Origin of the sequence: Labrenzia sp. PHM005 (genome assembly GCF_006517275.1) — a bacterium.
Lineage (GTDB): Bacteria > Pseudomonadota > Alphaproteobacteria > Rhizobiales > Stappiaceae > Roseibium.
This window is the reverse complement of the sequence record NZ_CP041191.1, coordinates 5,844,325-5,860,838: the sequence shown is the minus strand read 5'-3', so window position 1 is coordinate 5,860,838 and position 16,514 is coordinate 5,844,325. Positions and strand designations below refer to the sequence as shown.

Here is a 16,514-nt window from a genome sequence, read left to right as displayed (position 1 = left end):
GCCGGAGTGGCGCCTTTTTGAAGCAGTTGGTGAGAACTACGGCAGAGCATCAAAACCAGAGGAAAACCCGTTCAGGGAAATCGGGATACCGATGCCTTCTTCTGGAGTTTGGAAAATGATGAAGGTTGCCTGCGATCCGGCTCTCAGCTTTTTGAGCTGCTCGTCTTCCAAAATCACTTCTGCAAAACAGCCGATTGGCAGGCAGCGCACGAAAGCGGCTCGGCCGAAATCCTCATCCCCCACCCTAAGGCCCAGGCCGAACGGCAGCAGGACACCCAATGGCGCTTGAACGCGCAAGATCCGGTCCTGCTTTTCGGCGGTCCACATCACATAGATCGATAGGCCGACATTTTCTCTGTCGGCAGCTGTGACATGTTGAACAAGAGCGCATTGTTCGCTCGGTGCTCCCGGAGGGGTGTCGCAGCGCATCTGCCAGTCCCCGTGGTTTGCGCGGACTTCGCCTTGCGCAGCGGCCGGTTGCAGGGTTTGGGCAAAAGCAGACAAGCCGATCGCGGCTACGGCCACGAGTTTCGGCAAGGTCGACAGGAACGAGCGGCTACGGCGCGGTTGCGGCAACTGGGTCGACAAGTATTCCTCCAGTCAAATTTGGTCTGATCCGCTGGCATGCCGGTTTTTGGTATGCCGTATTTTGAGCGAATCATGCTTGTATTCCGGCCAGACATTGCCGCATGACTGCGGCCGATTCCAGTCAGAGTGAATGTAAAGCTGTTGGATAGGCCGCTTTTTTGTCAAAAATCAGTTGTCCTTGATCTTTCTCAAGCTGGGTTTTTCCGCCCCAGGCTGTGAAAATGCGGAAATTCCGTTGCAGCCTGAGGCGTCTTGTGGTTTTTGTGCGGCACAAAGGTGCAGGTGGAGATGTGCGGCAGATCGCCGCGCTAGCCTTTTGGAACCATCGCCCTTTAAACGTGAGTATGGTTATATTCCGGCAATCCTGATCAGGGAGCCCGGGACCGGAACGGGCAGTTTTTGGCTTGCGGAGTTCCGGCAAGCCCATTACTGCGGCAAAAGATTTCGACCGGGCAGGGTCCGGAAAGTAAGCATGTGCCGTCATCTGGACGGTTGAGGGAAGGGAGCGCGGACGTGAAGGCAGTCTTCAAGCGTCTCATGAATATGGTCACAACTGTGGCCGCTTTTGCCAGTGTGTCCACAGCGGCGCTGGCAGCTGAACCAGGATTTAGCGACTGGCAGCTCGGGTTTCAGGCGTCGACATCAGATGTGATGGACGACATCACTTGGTTCAACAATTTCACTTTGCTGATCATCACAGTCATCACGCTGTTCGTTCTGGGATTGCTGATTGTCTGCATGGTCAAGTTCAGTGCCAAGAACAACCCGGTGCCGTCCCGCACCTCGCACAACACTATGATCGAGATCGTCTGGACCGTTGTTCCGATCCTGATCCTCGTAGTGATCGCAATCCCATCGTTCCGCCTGCTCTTTAAACAGCTGGAAATTCCGGAATACGAAATGACCATCAAGGCCACCGGTTATCAGTGGTACTGGGGTTATGAGTACACCGACGAGAACATGGGCGAGCTTTATTTCGATTCCATCATGGTTCAGGACGACGAGCGCCAGGAAGTAGCCGACGCGCGCGGTGTCTCGCTGGCCGAAGTTCCGCGCCTGCTGGCCGTTGACTACGATCTGGTTATCCCGGTCGACACCACGGTTCGCCTCCAGGTCACCTCGGAAGATGTGATCCACGCTTTCGCTATGCCGACATGGGGTGTGAAGATCGATGCGATCCCGGGCCGTTTGAATGAGACCTGGTTCAATGCCCGCGAGGAAGGTGTCTATTACGGCCAGTGTTCGGAGCTGTGCGGTAAGGATCACGCCTTCATGCCGATCGCGGTCCGTGTGGTTTCCAAAGACCAATTCCAGACCTGGGCAACTGCTGCACAGGACGATCTGGACACGGCCAATGAACAGCTGATGGCTTCCATCGCCGACGCCAAAAAGCTCGCCGCCAAGGGTGAGCTGAATGAGATCTCTGTCGCCGCGAAATAACGCGGCGATAAGCCTATTTGGCGATTGCGCGCGATTTGACACGCAGCGCCGCTGAAAACGACGAAAGAGGGAGCCCAAAATGGCTGCGACCGAAGCACATGCGGCACACGACCATCCTTATGGATGGCGCCGCTGGGTCTATTCGACCAACCACAAAGACATCGGCCTGTTGTACCTGTTCTTTGCGATCTTTGCCGGCATCGTCGGCGGACTTCTGTCCGTTGGCATGCGCATGGAATTGCAGGAGCCGGGCATGCAGATCTTTGCAAACGCCCATCTGTTCAACGTGTTCACCACCGCACACGGTCTGATCATGATCTTCTTCATGGTCATGCCGGCCATGATCGGTGGTTACGCCAACTACTTCGTGCCGATCATGATCGGTGCGCCGGATATGGCGTTCCCGCGGATGAACAACATCTCTTTCTGGCTGCTTCCGCCAGCCTTCCTGCTGTTGCTTCTGTCGCTCTTCGTTGAAGGCCCTCCAGGTGCAAACGGTGTTGGCGGTGGCTGGACCATCTACCCGCCGCTGTCCACCTCGGGTCAGCCTGGCCCGGCGATGGATCTTGCGATCCTGGCCCTGCACGTTGCAGGTGCGTCCTCGATCCTGGGTGCGATCAACTTCATCACGACCATCTTCAACATGCGTGCGCCGGGTATGACCCTGCATAAGATGCCGCTGTTTGCCTGGTCCGTGCTGATCACCGCATTCCTGCTGCTGCTGTCGCTGCCGGTTCTGGCTGGCGCCATCACCATGCTACTGACGGACCGCAACTTCGGCACCACTTTCTTCACGCCATCTGGCGGCGGTGACCCGCTTCTCTTCCAGCACTTGTTCTGGTTCTTCGGTCACCCGGAAGTATACATTCTGATTTTGCCGGGCTTTGGCATCATCAGCCACATCATCTCTACCTTCGCCCGTAAGCCGATCTTCGGTTACCTTGGCATGGCCTACGCCATGGTTGCTATCGGCGTTGTCGGCTTCATCGTGTGGGCACACCACATGTACACCGTCGGCATGTCCACCGAGACCCAGGCATACTTCGTGGCGGCCACCATGGTCATCGCGGTGCCGACCGGGGTTAAGATCTTCTCGTGGATCGCGACCATGTGGGGCGGTTCCATCGAGTTCAAAACACCTATGGTCTGGGCAATCGGCTTCATCTTCCTGTTCACCGTTGGCGGTGTGACAGGTGTGCAGCTGGCGAACGCTGGTCTCGACCGCGCCTTCCACGACACCTACTACGTTGTGGCTCACTTCCACTACGTTCTGTCACTCGGCGCTGTGTTCGCGATCTTCGCGGCCTGGTACTACTGGTTCCCGAAAATGTTCGGCTACATGTACAGTGAGTTCATTGGAAAGCTGCATTTCTGGATTACCTTCGTTGGTGTGAACCTGGTCTTCTTCCCGCAGCACTTCCTCGGTCTGAACGGCATGCCGCGCCGCTATGTCGACTACCCGGATGCGCTGGCTGGCTGGAACGCCATTTCTTCCTACGGCTCTTACATCTCTGCCTTTGCGGTCGTGGTGTTCATCTACGGCATCGTGGAAGCCTTTGCGAAGAAGCGCGCGGTTGGCAACAACCCGTGGGGTGAAGGGGCAACGACCCTGGAGTGGACCTTGACGTCTCCTCCGCCGTTCCACCAGTTCGAAACTCTGCCGCGCATCAAATAATTCGCGGCTGGAAGGGGCCGTCCTTCTAATATCAAACACTGCACCGCGCCGGGATCTGGCGCGGTGCCGCCTTGGAAACACTCTGCCAGGCCGAATTCCGCCAAGTGCGTCTCGCCGGGTAAGGCAGAAACGAGATTTAAGGATGCGCCCATGTCGCTCGTAGAGCGCCAGGATATGTTGGATCAGGACAGCGCCGTATGGAGCGGCGGCGAAGGGGCAGTGAGCGACTATGTGGCGCTCCTGAAACCACGCGTTATGTCACTTGTGATCTTCACGGCATTTGTCGGCATGATGATGGCTCCGGGGTCCATCCATCCGGTGCTTGGCGCGGTCGCCATCCTCTGCATTGCTATTGGTGCTGGTGCGTCCGGTGCTTTGAATATGTGGTACGACGCCGACATTGACGAAGTCATGTCGCGCACCAAAAAACGGCCTATTCCTGCCGGCAAAATCACGCCGAACGAAGCCTTTGCCTTCGGCATGATGTTATCAGTCGGCTCTGTGCTGACCCTTGGCCTCCTGGTTAATTGGTTCGCCGGTGCGTTTCTGGCCTTCACCATTTTCTTCTACGTCGTCGTCTATACGATGTGGCTGAAACGCTCGACGCCGCAAAACATCGTCATTGGTGGGGCAGCTGGTGCCTTCCCGCCAATGGTGGGCTGGGCTGCGGTGACAGGTGGTGTCAGCTTGGAAAGCTTTGCGCTCTTCCTGATTATCTTCATGTGGACGCCGCCACACTTCTGGGCACTCGCCTTGGTCAAGAACGCGGACTACACGGCGGCCAAGGTTCCGATGATGCCGGTGGTTGCCGGGGAAACGTCGACGCGGCATCAGATCCTGTTGTATTCGATCCTGCTCGCACCGGTTGGAATGGCACCGTACTTCCTTGGCTTTGCAAGCCCAATTTATGGGGGCGTTGCGGCAGTGTTTGGCGCTGCCTTCATCGGCTTTGCTGCTGATCTGTGGCGCAAGCGTGAGGGCGATGCCGCCCGCAAAGCCTGCATGAACCTGTTTAAGTTCTCTATTCTTTACCTGTTCTCGCTGTTCGCCCTTTTGCTGGGTGAAAGCCTGGTCGCGGGGATCTGATGCAAGATCCGGAACAGGATAAGGGCGTCATGCTCTCCGAAGAACAGAAAAAGAAGCGCCGGTCACGCTCGATCGCTATCGCGATTGTACTGGCCGCACTCGTGGTCCTTTTCTACATCGTTACCATCGTCAAGATGGGCCCCGGTGTGATGAACCGGCCGCTATAGAGGAGGTTTCGTGAGCGAACCGACACACATGGATGGTCTATCCCGGCGCAATCGCAAAGTCGCGATTGCTTGTGCGGGAACGTTCGCCTTCATGGTTGGCGCGGCCTATGCGGCTGTTCCGCTCTATGACCTGTTTTGCCGTGTCACTGGCTTTGGCGGGACAACCCAGGTTGCCGAGCAAGAAAGCGAAGTTGTGATCAACCGTATGATCACAGTTCGTTTTGACGGCAATGTCAGCGGCAAGCTGTCCTGGGATTTCAAGCCGGCCGAGCGGTCTGTAACCCTGAAGATGGGTGAAACTGCTCAATTGCCGTACATCGCGGTTAACAACGGCGCCAACCGCACGGTCGGGACGTCGACATTCAATGTGACGCCTGTTTCCGCTGGCGCGTACTTCAACAAATTGGACTGTTTTTGCTTTACCGAGCAGCCGCTCGAACCGGGTGAAACAGTCGAAATGCCGGTCGTCTTTTTTGTCGATCCGGAAATGGACAAAGATCCTGAGCTGAAACATGTGAAGGAAATCACTTTGTCCTACACCTTCTTCCCGGTAGAACAACCGGAACAACCTGTTGCAGCGCGGACGGTGACGTCTGTGACTGAAACGAACTTATAAGCGATCGGCGCGCTGCGCCGGAACTGAATGTGTTTGGGGAGCTTGCCGATGGCTGAGGCACATACCAAGAACCACGATTACCACCTGGTTGATCCCAGCCCGTGGCCGTTTATTGCGTCTATCGGCGCTTTCATCATGATGCTGGGAGCTGTCGGCTTCATGCGTTACGGCCAGGGTGATGAATTCATCCTGTTCGGCATCAACCTGACCGGTTGGGGTGTCTTTGCAGTCGGCCTTCTCATAATTCTTTATGTGATGTTCGCCTGGTGGCGCGACACCATCAAGGAAGCGCATGAAGGCCATCATACCCGCGTTGTGTCCTTGCATTTGCGGTATGGCATGCTGCTGTTCATCGCCTCCGAAGTGATGTTCTTCGTGGCTTGGTTCTGGGCATACTTTGATGCAGCCCTGTTTGCTGGTGAAGCGATCCAATTTGCCCGTGTCGAGGCAACCGGTGGTCACTGGCCGCCGGATGGCATTGCGACGTTCGATCCGTGGCACCTGCCGCTGTTGAACACGCTGATCCTTCTGTGTTCCGGAACCACCGTCACCTGGGCGCACCATGCTCTGCTGCATGACGATCGCGAAGGCCTGAAGTGGGGTCTGACCCTGACCGTTTTCCTCGGCGTGATCTTCACCATCTGCCAAGCTTACGAGTATGGCCATGCAGCCTTCACGTTCGACGGCAACATCTACGGCGCGACGTTCTTCATGGCGACCGGCTTCCACGGGTTCCACGTGATCGTCGGAACCATCTTCCTCGCTGTCTGTCTGTTCCGTGCCCTTGCCGGCCACTTCACCAAAGAACAGCATTTCGGCTTTGAGGCAGCAGCCTGGTACTGGCACTTCGTTGACGTTGTTTGGCTGTTCCTGTTTGTCGCCATCTACATCTGGGGCGAATAAGCCGGTAGACGTTCTCTAGGAACGTAATAAATAAGCGCCCGGCGGTTATCCGACCGGGCGTTTTCTTTGTCCGCCGGGCAGGAGTTGAAGGAATGGAAGACAAAGCGCATTTTCCGCCGGTCAATCCGGTCTCCGCAGGCCTTGCGGGCAATTGCCCACGGTGCGGGCAGGGTAAATTGTTCTCCGGTTTCTTGGGTTTGAAGAAAAACTGCGCGGCTTGCGGTCTCAATTATTCCTTTGCAGATAGTGGGGATGGCCCGGCAGTCTTCGTCATCATGATCGTCGGTTTCATCATCGTTGCCTTGGTGTTGATCGTCGAACTTTCATATCAGCCACCGATTTGGCTGCACTTGGTGCTGTGGCTGCCTTTGACTGCGGCTCTTGCCCTTGGCACGCTGCGACCTTTAAAGGGTGTGATGATTGCGCTGCAGTTCCGCCACAGCGCCGAAGAAGGCCGGTTGGCAGATACAGATAATGGCGAAAACCAAGATTAAGTGAGACACGCCCAATGGGCCGCTTCGGAAAGCTCGTAATCCCGTCCTTAGCCGCGATAGTCGGCCTGACGATCCTTCTTAATCTCGGTTTCTGGCAAGTCCGCCGTCTGGCGGAAAAAGAAGTCCTGATCGAGCAAGTCGAAGCTGGGCTGCAAGCGACCCCTGTGGCTGCTCCGGCACCGGCCGATTGGGGCAGATTGTCGGATTTGGATGACTATCGGCGGGTAACCGTCACCGGGCAGTTTAAGGACGACCACGTCCTTTATTACATCTCACTGTCCGACCCCGTGGGCACTTTCGGTGGTCCCGGCGAGATGGTTTATAGCCCCTTTGAAACCGATGCCGGTTGGACCGTGCTCGTCAATCGCGGGTTCTTGCCATATGGGTTGCCGGAAGATCAGAAGAAAATCGCGCTGACACCGCCTGCAGGTGATCATACTCTGACCGGGCTGTTACGGTTGAGCGAAGTGCCGGTGTGGACGACCCCGGAACCGGATCTAAACGCCCGTATGTGGTTTGCGCGTGATACTGACGCGATGGCCAAAAGCATGGGTGTGGATTTGAAAGGCCTAGCGCCTTTCAGCATCGATGCGGAACGCCAGTTCACGCCGCCGGGCGGTTTGCCGCAAGCCGGGGAAACGCTGGTGCGATTTAAAAACGATCATCTGGGCTATGCCCTGACTTGGTTTGGCCTGGCCGCGACCTTGATCGGAGTTTTCCTCGCTTACGCGGCAACACTTCTGTGGCCGCGTAAGAAAGAGCATTCAGCGAAAGTGGATTAAAGCGCTTCCAGAATGGCTGCCGCACCAGTTTTGGTGGCATCGCCCGGGCTGTCTTCGATCGCCAGGAAGGTGATTTCGCCGTCTTTGGCAACAAGCGCGAACCGCTGCGAGCGCAGATGGCCAAAGATCGGCGCAGGACCAAGTCCGAGGCCCGCAGCTTCCACAAACTCGGCAGCTGTATCTGCAAGGAACGTAATGGCACCGGCATTGGAGGACTTCTGCCAAGCATCCATGACAAAAACATCATTCACTGAAACCACAGCAATTGTATCGACACCTTTGCTTTTCAGCGTGTCAGCATGTTCCACAAAACCGGGCAGATGGTTCATGTGACAGGTTGGGGTAAACGCACCTGGAACCCCAAACAGGACGACTGTCTTGCCACCGAAAAGGTCTTTGGACGTCATTTCGCCAGGACCATCTGGGGTCATGACTTTGAATGTTGCATCGGGTAGGTGATCGCCAGCCTTGAGTGTCATGAAATTCTTCCCTCCTGAAAACTGCTACCGGACTGTTGTCAGCCCGCTGCTGAGATAGGGCGAATATCGGCACAGGTCGAGGGGAATGGCAAAACTATTTTCAATTGAAAATGCTCTAGCGCTATTGAATCCAATCCGGCTGGATCGGGGCAAGGTACTCAAGAGCATTGCCATTTGCGGTGAGAACAAGACGCAAGTTGTTGTCACTGTCAGTTGTTGTCAGTCCCTTGGTTGAAAGATGCCACTGAGCGGTGCCGTTGCCGGCTGCTTTCAAGACAGGAAGCCCGATATAGGAGCCCAAAGGTCCTGCGGCAAAAAGCTCAGGGGCGTCACTGCTGCCCACAGCAGCTTCTATTTTCAAAAAACCTTTGTCCGGGTCCGCGAAGGTGACATTCCGGATTTCCAGCTGGCCGGCCGGTGCGATCCCTGGAACCGCAGCAAGGTCCCGATTGATCAGTTTGGAAGCGAGCGTGTCCGGCTCCGTACCGGGAGAAAGGTCCAGGGTGAGTTCAGCATCCCCCGGGACGCAAATTTCTTTGCAGATCCCGAAGAACAACTCGATGGAAACACGAACAGGTTTCGCCGGATCTTCGGGGAAAATGCGGATCGGGAGCACGATCCCATCGTGATAGACAATGGAATTGGAAAACCCGTCATTGTAGCGTTCCGGAACTGGATAAAGCACCTGATAGGAGCTCAAATTGTCTTTTTCCGTCAGCGTGATCTGCGGGGGGATACCGGCTTCGCCTGGATAACGCCAATAGGTATGCCATCCCGGTTCAAGGCTGAATTCCAGCCCGGCCAGATAGTGGCCGTCTTCAATAGGCCCAGCTGAAATCAGACGAACCGCTCCCCCTTGAACGGACGTCCAATTGGTCGTGGCGGCTTGCGCGGGCACGACGCCGAGCGCCATCACCAGCAGCAGATAAAAGATTTTCATCATGAAACAACAGCTACACCAAGTCTGTCCGCCCGTCATGAGATCTAGCGATGCTTAGCGGTCATTTCCTCGTGACGCCATTGTGACCCTCAATTGTGGTGTTCTCCCAAACAGTCGTTAACATCAGGACTTAATGAGGCTATGCTGACAATGCACAAGGCGGTGGGCGTCAATCATGCAAAGAGGTGCGTATGTCCGAAACCGAAGCGACAGACACCCTGGAAGGCCAATTTTTGATTGCCATGCCAAGCATGGGCGATAGCCGCTTCGAGCATTCGGTCATTTATGTCTGCTCCCACTCCGAGCAGGGCGCTATGGGCCTGATCGTCAATCAGGTTGCCAAACATCTGTCCTTGGAAGAGCTGCTCATTCAACTCGACATTGTCGACGACGACAACGCCATCCGTTTGCCGGCTCAAGTGCGTGGCATGAATGTTTATAAGGGTGGCCCAGTCGAAGTGGAGCGCGGGTTTGTCCTTCACAGCGATGATTTCCAGCTGAATCAGTCAACGCTTGCGATCGATAATGGTATTTGTCTGACTGCGACCCTTGAGATCTTGCGCGCGCTTGCGGAAGGAACTGGTCCCCGTCAAGCTATGCTGGCACTTGGATATGCGGGATGGGCACCGGGGCAGCTGGAAGATGAAATCCAGGCCAATGGCTGGCTGACGGCCCCGGCAGATCCGGACATCTTGTTTGACCCGGATTCGGAGCACAAATGGCACAAAGCACTTGGCAGTCTCGGCATCGATCCCGCGCTTCTAATGTCGGAAGCCGGCCACGCTTAACCCAAAGTGATTGGGACACCCGAAGCCTGATATCCAGCGGCACGCAGCGTCTGGTAACCGACAGCCTTGCCGGAATCCGGACATTTTTTACCTGTCTGCGGCTTGCGTCCAATCCGGATGACGCGTAAGTCGCTTGGTTGGCTTGGTTTGTTTAAAACCGGACGAAATTCGGGTAGGGTGAGGCTTTGCAATCCGCAAGAGGACCTGAAAAGTCTGGCGCCTGGCAGGAAATACAAAGGGAAGTGACGCGGTGAAATACAGCAGTACGCGCGGTGATGCACCGGTATTGGAATTCTCGGACGTTTTGCTTCAGGGACTGGCTCGTGATGGCGGTCTCTATCTTCCGGAAATCTGGCCGCAGTTCGATGCAGACACCATCGCGTCGTTTGCTGGAAAACCTTACGAAGACGTCGCGTTTCAGGTGATCAGCCCGTTTGTGGCCGGTGCTATTCCCGATGCCGACCTGAAAGCGATGATCGCAGACTCCTATGCCAGCTTCCGGCATCCTGCCGTTACACCGCTGGTGCAGACTGGGTCCAACACCTACGTACTTGAGCTGTTCCATGGCCCGACCTTGGCGTTCAAGGATGTCGCCATGCAGTTGCTCGGACGCATGATGGACTATGTCCTGACAGAGCGCGGTCTGAGAGCGACAATCGTTGGAGCGACCTCCGGTGACACGGGCGGGGCGGCGATTGAAGCCTTCCGCGGGCGCGAGCGCACGGACATCTTTATTCTCTTCCCAGATGGCCGGGTGTCCAACGTTCAGCGCCGTCAGATGACGACGCCGACGGAAGACAATGTTCATGCACTTGCCCTGACCGGCAATTTTGACGACTGCCAGGCCATCGTCAAAGGTATGTTCAACAATTTCCCGTTCCGGGATCGGGTCGCGCTGTCCGGCGTCAATTCGATCAATTGGGCTCGGATCCTGGCCCAAATCGTCTATTATTTCGTAGCGGGGGCTGCCCTTGGCGCACCGCACCGGAAAATCTCCTTCACTGTTCCAACCGGAAACTTCGGTGACATCTTCGCCGGCTATGCCGCCATGAAGATGGGCCTGCCGGTTGAGAAGCTGGTGGTAGCCACCAATGTGAACGATATTCTGGCGCGTACCCTGGAAACAGGCCGGTATGAGAAGCGCGGTGTCCAGCCGACGATCTCGCCGTCCATGGACATCCAGGTGTCCTCGAATTTCGAGCGGCTTCTGTCGGAAGTCTGCGGGCGCGACGGCGAGACCGTCCGCCGGATGATGAACCAGCTCAATCAGTCCGGCAGCTTCACCATTGAAGATGGACCGCTTGCCGAAATGCGTCAGGTGTTTGCGGCTGGGCGGTGCGATGAGGCTGAAACCTCAGCAACGATTGCTGAGCTCTGGAAAGAAGCAGGGTATCTGCTCGATCCGCATACGGCCATTGGTGTGCATGTGGCCAAGTCTCATGAAGATGGTCAAACGCCAATGGTGGTCCTGGGTACGGCCCATCCGGCCAAATTCCCGGATGCGGTTGAAAAAGCCAGCGGTGTCCGGCCAGACTTGCCGGAGAATTTGAAAGACATGATGTTCGCCGAAGAGCGCCAGCAGGTTCTGGCCGCGGAGCAGGGCGCGGTGGAACAGCATATTGAAAAACATGCCCGTGCCGTCGGGGCGGGGGTGTAACTGAATGAAGGTAGAAACAACAGTTCTCGACAATGGATTGACGATCGTCACCGATCAGATGCCGCATTTGAAAACCGCGGCATTGGGTGTTTGGATTCGAACGGGTTCACGTGCGGAGGCGGCCGATCAGAACGGCATAACGCACCTTCTAGAGCACATGGCGTTCAAGGGCACTAATACTCGGTCCGCCCGCGGGATCGCTGAAGAAATCGAAGCCGTGGGCGGGGAGTTGAATGCCTCTACCAGCATCGAACACACCAATTATTATGCGCGCATTCTGGCCGAAGACATGCCGCTTGCTGTTGATATTCTGGCCGACATTCTGCAGAACTCCACCTTTGAAGCCGAAGAACTGGTGCGGGAACAGCACGTCATCTTGCAGGAAATCGGCGCAGCCAATGATGCCCCGGAAGATCAGGCCTTTGATCTCTTCCAGGCAACGGCCTGGCCCGATCAGGCGATTGGCCGTCCGATCCTGGGGACGCCCCAGATTGTAAGCGGTTTCGGTCGTGACAACCTGAACAATTACCTTGCTGATCGCTACCGGGCACCGGACATGGTTCTAGCTGCCGCCGGTGCCGTAGACCACGCTGAGTTGGTCGCGCTTGCAAATGAGAAATTTGCCGGCATCAACAGCGAACCAGCGGCTCCAGATCCGGCAGCCCGCTACTCTGGCGGTGAGAAGCTGCTCAACAAAGACCTGATGGAAGCGCAGGTTCTGATTGGTTTTGAAGGCCGCCCCTACAAGGCCAAGGACTACTATGCCATCCAGATCCTGGCCTCTGTATTAGGCGGCGGTATGTCTTCCCGCCTGTTCCAGGAAATCCGAGAAAAACACGGCCTGTGTTACGCGATCTACAGCTTCCATTGGGCGTTTTCCGACACCGGTCTGTTTGGCATCCACGCGGCGACCAGCCATGAGGACCTTGGGGCATTGATGCCGATGATCGCCGACGAGCTTGTGTCCGCGGCTCACACGATCACCGATGACGAGATCGCCCGCTCACGGGCACAGATCCGTGCCGGTTTGATGATGGCCTTGGAAAGCCCAGCTGCTCGTGCCGGCCAGATCGCCCGGCAGATCCTGGTTCATGGCCGGGTGCTGGCTCCGGATGAGATTTCGGCGAAGATTGAAGCTGTGTCGGCTGCTGATGTCCGGCGCGTTGCCTATGACACCTTTGTCGGCACCACGCCAACGCTCACAGCGATTGGTCCCGTGGACGGCATTATGACCGCTGATGAACTGGCAGCGCGCCTGCAGCAAGCGCCGGTTCAGCAGGCAGCATCTATGTAAGGCGGGGAGGGGGACTGGCTTGTCATTGCTCCGCCCAGGTCCACCCCCCGACGCCGAGCTTCTAATCGAAGCAGGTGGCCTTTACCTTCGTCCACCCATCATGGGGGACTACAAAGCCTGGTCGGTACTTCGCAGCGACAGCCGAGCCTTCTTGACGCCTTGGGAACCCCTCTGGCCGTCCGATGATCTGACCAAATCCGGATTCCGGCGCCGGCTGCGGCGTTATGCCCGAGACCGCAAAGAAGGGCGCAGCCTGTCGTTCCTGTTGTTCAATGCCCGAAATGACGAATTGCTCGGCGGTCTGACGCTGAGCAACATCCGGCGCGGGGTCAGTCAGTCGGCCACTCTTGGCTACTGGATGGGCGAGCGCCATGCGGGCAAAGGGCATATGTCGGCCGCTGTTGCCATGATCTTGCCGTTTTGTTTCGACGTTTTAAACCTTCACCGGATCGAGGCGGCGTGCATTCCAACCAACACACCGTCCATCCGGCTGCTCGAAAACGTCGGGTTCAACCGCGAAGGGTATGCCCGCAACTATCTGTTAATCAACGGTTCTTGGCAGGATCACTTGCTTTTGGCCTGTTTGTCTGAAGATTTTGCAGCGCGCCCCAGAACGCTGACGCCGGTAGTTGAGGGAATTTTGAAAGATTTCTTGTGACATGTGCTTCAAACCGGTAGTTCTTCGCACCATGTCGATATCATTACCGGTCCATCTTCTTAATCTCCTTCGAAGCGCCGCCCTCTTTGCCGCTGTTCTGGCAGCGGTCCTCGTGCCTGGCGCAGCGGTTGCGCTCGAGCCGATCCCGGTACCGCTCGATGTTGAGGCGCTTGATATCACCAAGGCCATCGACATTCATCGGGACGCTGGGACGCGCCTCCAGGTGTCGACCGCGCCAGGTGCCGATGGCATTGTCCGGCGGATCGAGGTGCCTTCGCGCAGTGGTGAGAACACCAATTGGGCGGTCTTTGCACTCGCCAACACCAGCGACGAACAGATCGACCGGCTGATCGTTGCACCCAACTACAAGCTGGTGAAGTCGGAATTGTTCTGGCCGGACCTTGGTTCTTCGCGGATCGCTAGTATCACGCCAAGCCAGGGCATTGCGCCGACTCGTCAGAAGAGCCTTGAGGCCGATGTCTTCCTGGTCACGCTCGATCCGGGCTCTGTGGTGACGTTTGTCGCCGAACTGACCACGCCAAATTTGCCGGAAGTCCGCCTTTGGGAACCGGATGTCTACAAAGAAACAGTCAACGCCTATTCGCTCTACCGGGGTATCATTCTTGGCATCTCGGGGCTTCTGGCTCTGTTCCTGACCATTCTGTTTGTGGTCAAGGGAACCGTCATGTTTCCGGCAACGGCAGCACTGGCCTGGTCTGTGCTGGCCTACTTGTGCATCGACTTCGGTTTCTGGGGCATGGTGTTCAACCTCGAAGGCGGCGGCAGCCAGCTGGCCCGTGCCTCGGCGGAGGTGATGCTCGCGGCCAGCTTGATCATCTTCCTTTATGCCTATTTGAACCTCAATCGCTGGAACATCCATTATTCCCACTTGGCTCTGACAACCCTGATTCTGCTTTTGGGGCTGTTGGGGGTTGCTGTCTGGGATCCATCGATTGCAGCTGGCATTGCCCGGCTGTCGCTGGCAATCATTGGTCTTCTCGGCTTTGTTACCATCGCAGTGCTCGCCTTTCAGGCCTACGACCGGGCAATCTTGCTGATTCCGACCTGGTGCCTCTTGATCGCTTGGTTGGTCGGGGCGGCAATGACCGTAACTGGCCGTCTGTCCAATGACATTGTCCAGCCGGCTCTCGGTGGTGGTCTGGTGCTAATCGTGCTCTTGATCGGCTTTACGGTGATGCAGCATGCCTTTGCTGGCGGTGCCATTGCGCAGGGCCTTATCTCCGATGTTGAGCGCAAAGCGCTCGCTTTGACTGGATCCGGAGATATCATCTGGGACTGGGACATCGACCGTGACCGGATCTTCACCGGCAATGAGGTCGAGAATCTATTAAATCTGAAACGTGGAATGCTCGAAGGTCCGGCGCGGGATTGGCTGGAAATTCTTCATCCACAGGATCGCGATCGGTTCCGGGCAACGCTCGATGCGGTCATCGACCAACGGCGCGGCAAGATCCAGCAAACGTTCCGCCTGCGCTCCGAAGATGGCCATTTCCGCTGGTTCCGCCTGCGTGCGCGGCCGATCGTCGGCGCCGACGGTGAAGTGATCCGTTGTGTCGGCACACTGCTCGATGTGACCGAAGAGCGGACGGCTGAAGAGCGGCTTCTTCATGATGCCGTCCATGACAATCTCACCGGTTTGCCGAACCGGGAGCTGTTTGTCGACCGTTTGAAAACCAGCGTCGTCCGCTCGCAAGCTGAAGAAACGGCCAAGCCAACTGTGCTTGTCATCAACCTGGACCGCTTTAAACAGGTCAACGACAGCATTGGCTTGTCCGCTGGCGATAGCATTCTCTTGACTGTTGCGCGCCGTCTTGGCCGCTTGATCGGCCAACAGGACACTCTGGGCCGTTTGTCGAGCGACCAATATGGCCTGATGCTTTTGTCCGAGCAGGAACCGGACCGGATCGTTGCGCTGGCCGATGCTCTGCGTAAGGCGGTGCGTGCTCCCATTACCTTCAGCGATCGGGAGATTTTCCTGACCTGTTCGGTCGGTATCTCTTTCTTTGAGGGCGGCAAGCAGGCTGTCGAAGACATGTTGACCAATGCTGAAATTGCCCTCAATCATGCCAAGCGCCTCGGCGGCGATCGTCAGGAGGTCTATCGGCCTATCCTTAGGCCGCTCGGAAAGAATGTCGTCGATCTGGAAACGGATCTGCGGGACGCCATCAAGAAGGAAACACTCGGTGTGTTCTTCCAGCCGATTATCCGTTTGGAGGATCAGTCGGTTGCTGGTTTTGAAGTACTGGCCCGCTGGAACCACCCCAAGCGCGGCAAGATTTCTCCGGCCGAATTTATTCCGATTGCAGAACAGTCTGGCCTGATCAACGATCTTGGCATGTATATGCTCGACAAGGGAGCCAATCAGCTGGCTCATTGGCAGCGGGAGTTCCCATTGCCGCATCCGTTGTTTGCATCGGTCAATCTGTCGTCCCGCCAGCTTCTGAAGCAGGATTTGATCAACGATGTGAAAGCGATTTTGTCGCGGAACTCGCTGGAAGTCGGCACCTTGAAACTGGAATTGACTGAATCTCTGGTCATGTCCAATCCGGAGTATTCGGCCAAAGTCCTGGAGCGTTTGCGCAGCCTGGGAGCTGGCCTGTCGCTGGACGACTTTGGAACTGGACATTCCTCCTTGTCTTATTTGCAGCGGTTCCCGTTCGACACGATCAAGATTGACCAGACTTTCGTCAAACCGGACGGATCTGCTGCACGGCCAGTGCTTTTGCGCACGATGGTGGCCATGGGGCATGACTTGGGCATGTCGGTTGTCGCTGAAGGCGCGGAAAGCGAAAATGACGCGTTGGAACTCTATCAGCTCGGCTGTGAATTCGCGCAAGGCTTCTTCTTCGGTGAAGCCGTGTCCGCAGCCGAAGCCACCAAAATCCTGCGTAAGATGCCCGCCGCAGAAGCAGTATCCGCTTAACCG

16 protein-coding genes are annotated in these 16,514 nt (G+C 56.6%); 13 read left to right on the top strand and 3 right to left on the bottom strand.

Annotation, left to right across the window (positions count from 1 at the left end; all coding sequences use genetic code 11):
* Positions 1-36: 36 nt before the first annotated feature.
* Positions 37-525, bottom strand: coding sequence for an invasion associated locus B family protein (locus FJ695_RS26530; protein WP_247653892.1), 489 nt, complete (start codon positions 523-525; stop codon positions 37-39).
* Between the two features lie 600 nt (positions 526-1,125).
* On the opposite strand from FJ695_RS26530, the gene coxB reads away from it, so the two are divergent.
* From coxB to FJ695_RS26490, 8 genes are all read left to right on the top strand, one after another.
* Complete coding sequence (gene coxB, locus FJ695_RS26525) at positions 1,126-2,028, top strand: cytochrome c oxidase subunit II (RefSeq protein ID WP_141188944.1); 903 nt, start codon at positions 1,126-1,128, stop codon at positions 2,026-2,028.
* A gap of 79 nt (positions 2,029-2,107) precedes the next feature.
* Positions 2,108-3,703 (top strand): cytochrome c oxidase subunit I, encoded by a 1,596-nt coding sequence (gene ctaD / locus FJ695_RS26520; protein ID WP_141188251.1) that lies wholly within the window; start codon positions 2,108-2,110, stop codon positions 3,701-3,703.
* Positions 3,704-3,853: 150 nt separating this feature from the next.
* Positions 3,854-4,789 (top strand): heme o synthase, encoded by a 936-nt coding sequence (locus FJ695_RS26515; protein WP_141188250.1) that lies wholly within the window; start codon positions 3,854-3,856, stop codon positions 4,787-4,789.
* Positions 4,789-4,956: a DUF1129 domain-containing protein gene (locus tag FJ695_RS26510; protein ID WP_141188249.1), complete on the top strand. Its 168-nt coding sequence runs from the start codon at positions 4,789-4,791 to the stop codon at positions 4,954-4,956. Before FJ695_RS26515 ends, FJ695_RS26510 begins: the two co-directional genes overlap by 1 nt.
* Before the next feature lie 28 nt (positions 4,957-4,984).
* Positions 4,985-5,572 (top strand): cytochrome c oxidase assembly protein, encoded by a 588-nt coding sequence (locus FJ695_RS26505; RefSeq protein ID WP_141188943.1) that lies wholly within the window; start codon positions 4,985-4,987, stop codon positions 5,570-5,572.
* A 48-nt stretch (positions 5,573-5,620) separates the two neighbouring features.
* The gene (locus FJ695_RS26500; RefSeq protein ID WP_141188248.1) at positions 5,621-6,475 is read left to right on the top strand and encodes a cytochrome c oxidase subunit 3; all 855 of its coding nucleotides are present in this window, start codon (positions 5,621-5,623) and stop codon (positions 6,473-6,475) included.
* A gap of 92 nt (positions 6,476-6,567) precedes the next feature.
* Positions 6,568-6,969, top strand: coding sequence for a DUF983 domain-containing protein (locus FJ695_RS26495; RefSeq protein WP_141188247.1), 402 nt, complete (start codon positions 6,568-6,570; stop codon positions 6,967-6,969).
* 14 nt (positions 6,970-6,983) lie between these two features.
* A complete protein-coding gene (locus FJ695_RS26490) occupies positions 6,984-7,751 on the top strand; it encodes an SURF1 family protein (RefSeq protein ID WP_141188246.1) in 768 nt (255 codons plus the stop codon).
* Here the strand turns inward: FJ695_RS26490 and FJ695_RS26485 are convergent.
* Together FJ695_RS26485 and FJ695_RS26480 are read right to left on the bottom strand one after the other, a co-directional pair.
* Positions 7,748-8,230 (bottom strand): peroxiredoxin, encoded by a 483-nt coding sequence (locus FJ695_RS26485; protein ID WP_141188245.1) that lies wholly within the window; start codon positions 8,228-8,230, stop codon positions 7,748-7,750. The two genes, FJ695_RS26490 and FJ695_RS26485, sit on opposite strands and share 4 nt — an antisense overlap.
* A 121-nt stretch (positions 8,231-8,351) precedes the next feature.
* A complete protein-coding gene (locus tag FJ695_RS26480) occupies positions 8,352-9,173 on the bottom strand; it encodes a protein-disulfide reductase DsbD domain-containing protein (protein WP_209010828.1) in 822 nt (273 codons plus the stop codon).
* A 188-nt stretch (positions 9,174-9,361) separates the two neighbouring features.
* Here FJ695_RS26480 and FJ695_RS26475 point away from each other — a divergent pair, with 188 nt between their 5' ends.
* From FJ695_RS26475 to FJ695_RS26455, 5 genes are all read left to right on the top strand, one after another.
* Positions 9,362-9,958 (top strand): YqgE/AlgH family protein, encoded by a 597-nt coding sequence (locus FJ695_RS26475; RefSeq protein WP_141188244.1) that lies wholly within the window; start codon positions 9,362-9,364, stop codon positions 9,956-9,958.
* A 250-nt stretch (positions 9,959-10,208) separates the two neighbouring features.
* Positions 10,209-11,615 (top strand): threonine synthase, encoded by a 1,407-nt coding sequence (thrC, locus tag FJ695_RS26470; RefSeq protein WP_141188243.1) that lies wholly within the window; start codon positions 10,209-10,211, stop codon positions 11,613-11,615.
* Positions 11,616-11,619: 4 nt separating this feature from the next.
* The gene (locus FJ695_RS26465; protein WP_141188242.1) at positions 11,620-12,909 is read left to right on the top strand and encodes a pitrilysin family protein; all 1,290 of its coding nucleotides are present in this window, start codon (positions 11,620-11,622) and stop codon (positions 12,907-12,909) included.
* Between the two features lie 19 nt (positions 12,910-12,928).
* Positions 12,929-13,567 carry a GNAT family N-acetyltransferase gene (locus FJ695_RS26460; RefSeq protein WP_247653745.1) on the top strand — a complete coding sequence of 213 codons (639 nt, stop codon included), beginning with the start codon at positions 12,929-12,931 and terminating at the stop codon, positions 13,565-13,567.
* Positions 13,568-13,598: 31 nt separating this feature from the next.
* Entirely contained in the window at positions 13,599-16,511 is a 2,913-nt protein-coding gene (locus tag FJ695_RS26455; RefSeq protein WP_141188240.1) for an EAL domain-containing protein, read from the top strand.
* Positions 16,512-16,514: the final 3 nt, after the last annotated feature.

What these genes read in the sequence shown, in the direction of transcription:
- coxB (WP_141188944.1), top strand. Translation starts at nt 1,126, where the DNA reads ATGAATATGGTCACAACTGTGGCCGCTTTTGCCAGTGTGTCCACAGCG.
- ctaD (WP_141188251.1), top strand. Translation starts at nt 2,108, where the DNA reads ATGGCTGCGACCGAAGCACATGCGGCACACGACCATCCTTATGGATGG.
- FJ695_RS26515 (WP_141188250.1), top strand. Translation starts at nt 3,854, where the DNA reads ATGTCGCTCGTAGAGCGCCAGGATATGTTGGATCAGGACAGCGCCGTA.
- FJ695_RS26510 (WP_141188249.1), top strand. Translation starts at nt 4,789, where the DNA reads ATGCAAGATCCGGAACAGGATAAGGGCGTCATGCTCTCCGAAGAACAG.
- FJ695_RS26505 (WP_141188943.1), top strand. Translation starts at nt 4,985, where the DNA reads ATGGATGGTCTATCCCGGCGCAATCGCAAAGTCGCGATTGCTTGTGCG.
- FJ695_RS26500 (WP_141188248.1), top strand. Translation starts at nt 5,621, where the DNA reads ATGGCTGAGGCACATACCAAGAACCACGATTACCACCTGGTTGATCCC.
- FJ695_RS26495 (WP_141188247.1), top strand. Translation starts at nt 6,568, where the DNA reads ATGGAAGACAAAGCGCATTTTCCGCCGGTCAATCCGGTCTCCGCAGGC.
- FJ695_RS26490 (WP_141188246.1), top strand. Translation starts at nt 6,984, where the DNA reads ATGGGCCGCTTCGGAAAGCTCGTAATCCCGTCCTTAGCCGCGATAGTC.
- FJ695_RS26485 (WP_141188245.1), bottom strand. Translation starts at nt 8,230, where the DNA reads ATGACACTCAAGGCTGGCGATCACCTACCCGATGCAACATTCAAAGTC.
- FJ695_RS26480 (WP_209010828.1), bottom strand. Translation starts at nt 9,173, where the DNA reads ATGATGAAAATCTTTTATCTGCTGCTGGTGATGGCGCTCGGCGTCGTG.
- FJ695_RS26475 (WP_141188244.1), top strand. Translation starts at nt 9,362, where the DNA reads ATGTCCGAAACCGAAGCGACAGACACCCTGGAAGGCCAATTTTTGATT.
- FJ695_RS26465 (WP_141188242.1), top strand. Translation starts at nt 11,620, where the DNA reads ATGAAGGTAGAAACAACAGTTCTCGACAATGGATTGACGATCGTCACC.
- FJ695_RS26455 (WP_141188240.1), top strand. Translation starts at nt 13,599, where the DNA reads ATGTCGATATCATTACCGGTCCATCTTCTTAATCTCCTTCGAAGCGCC.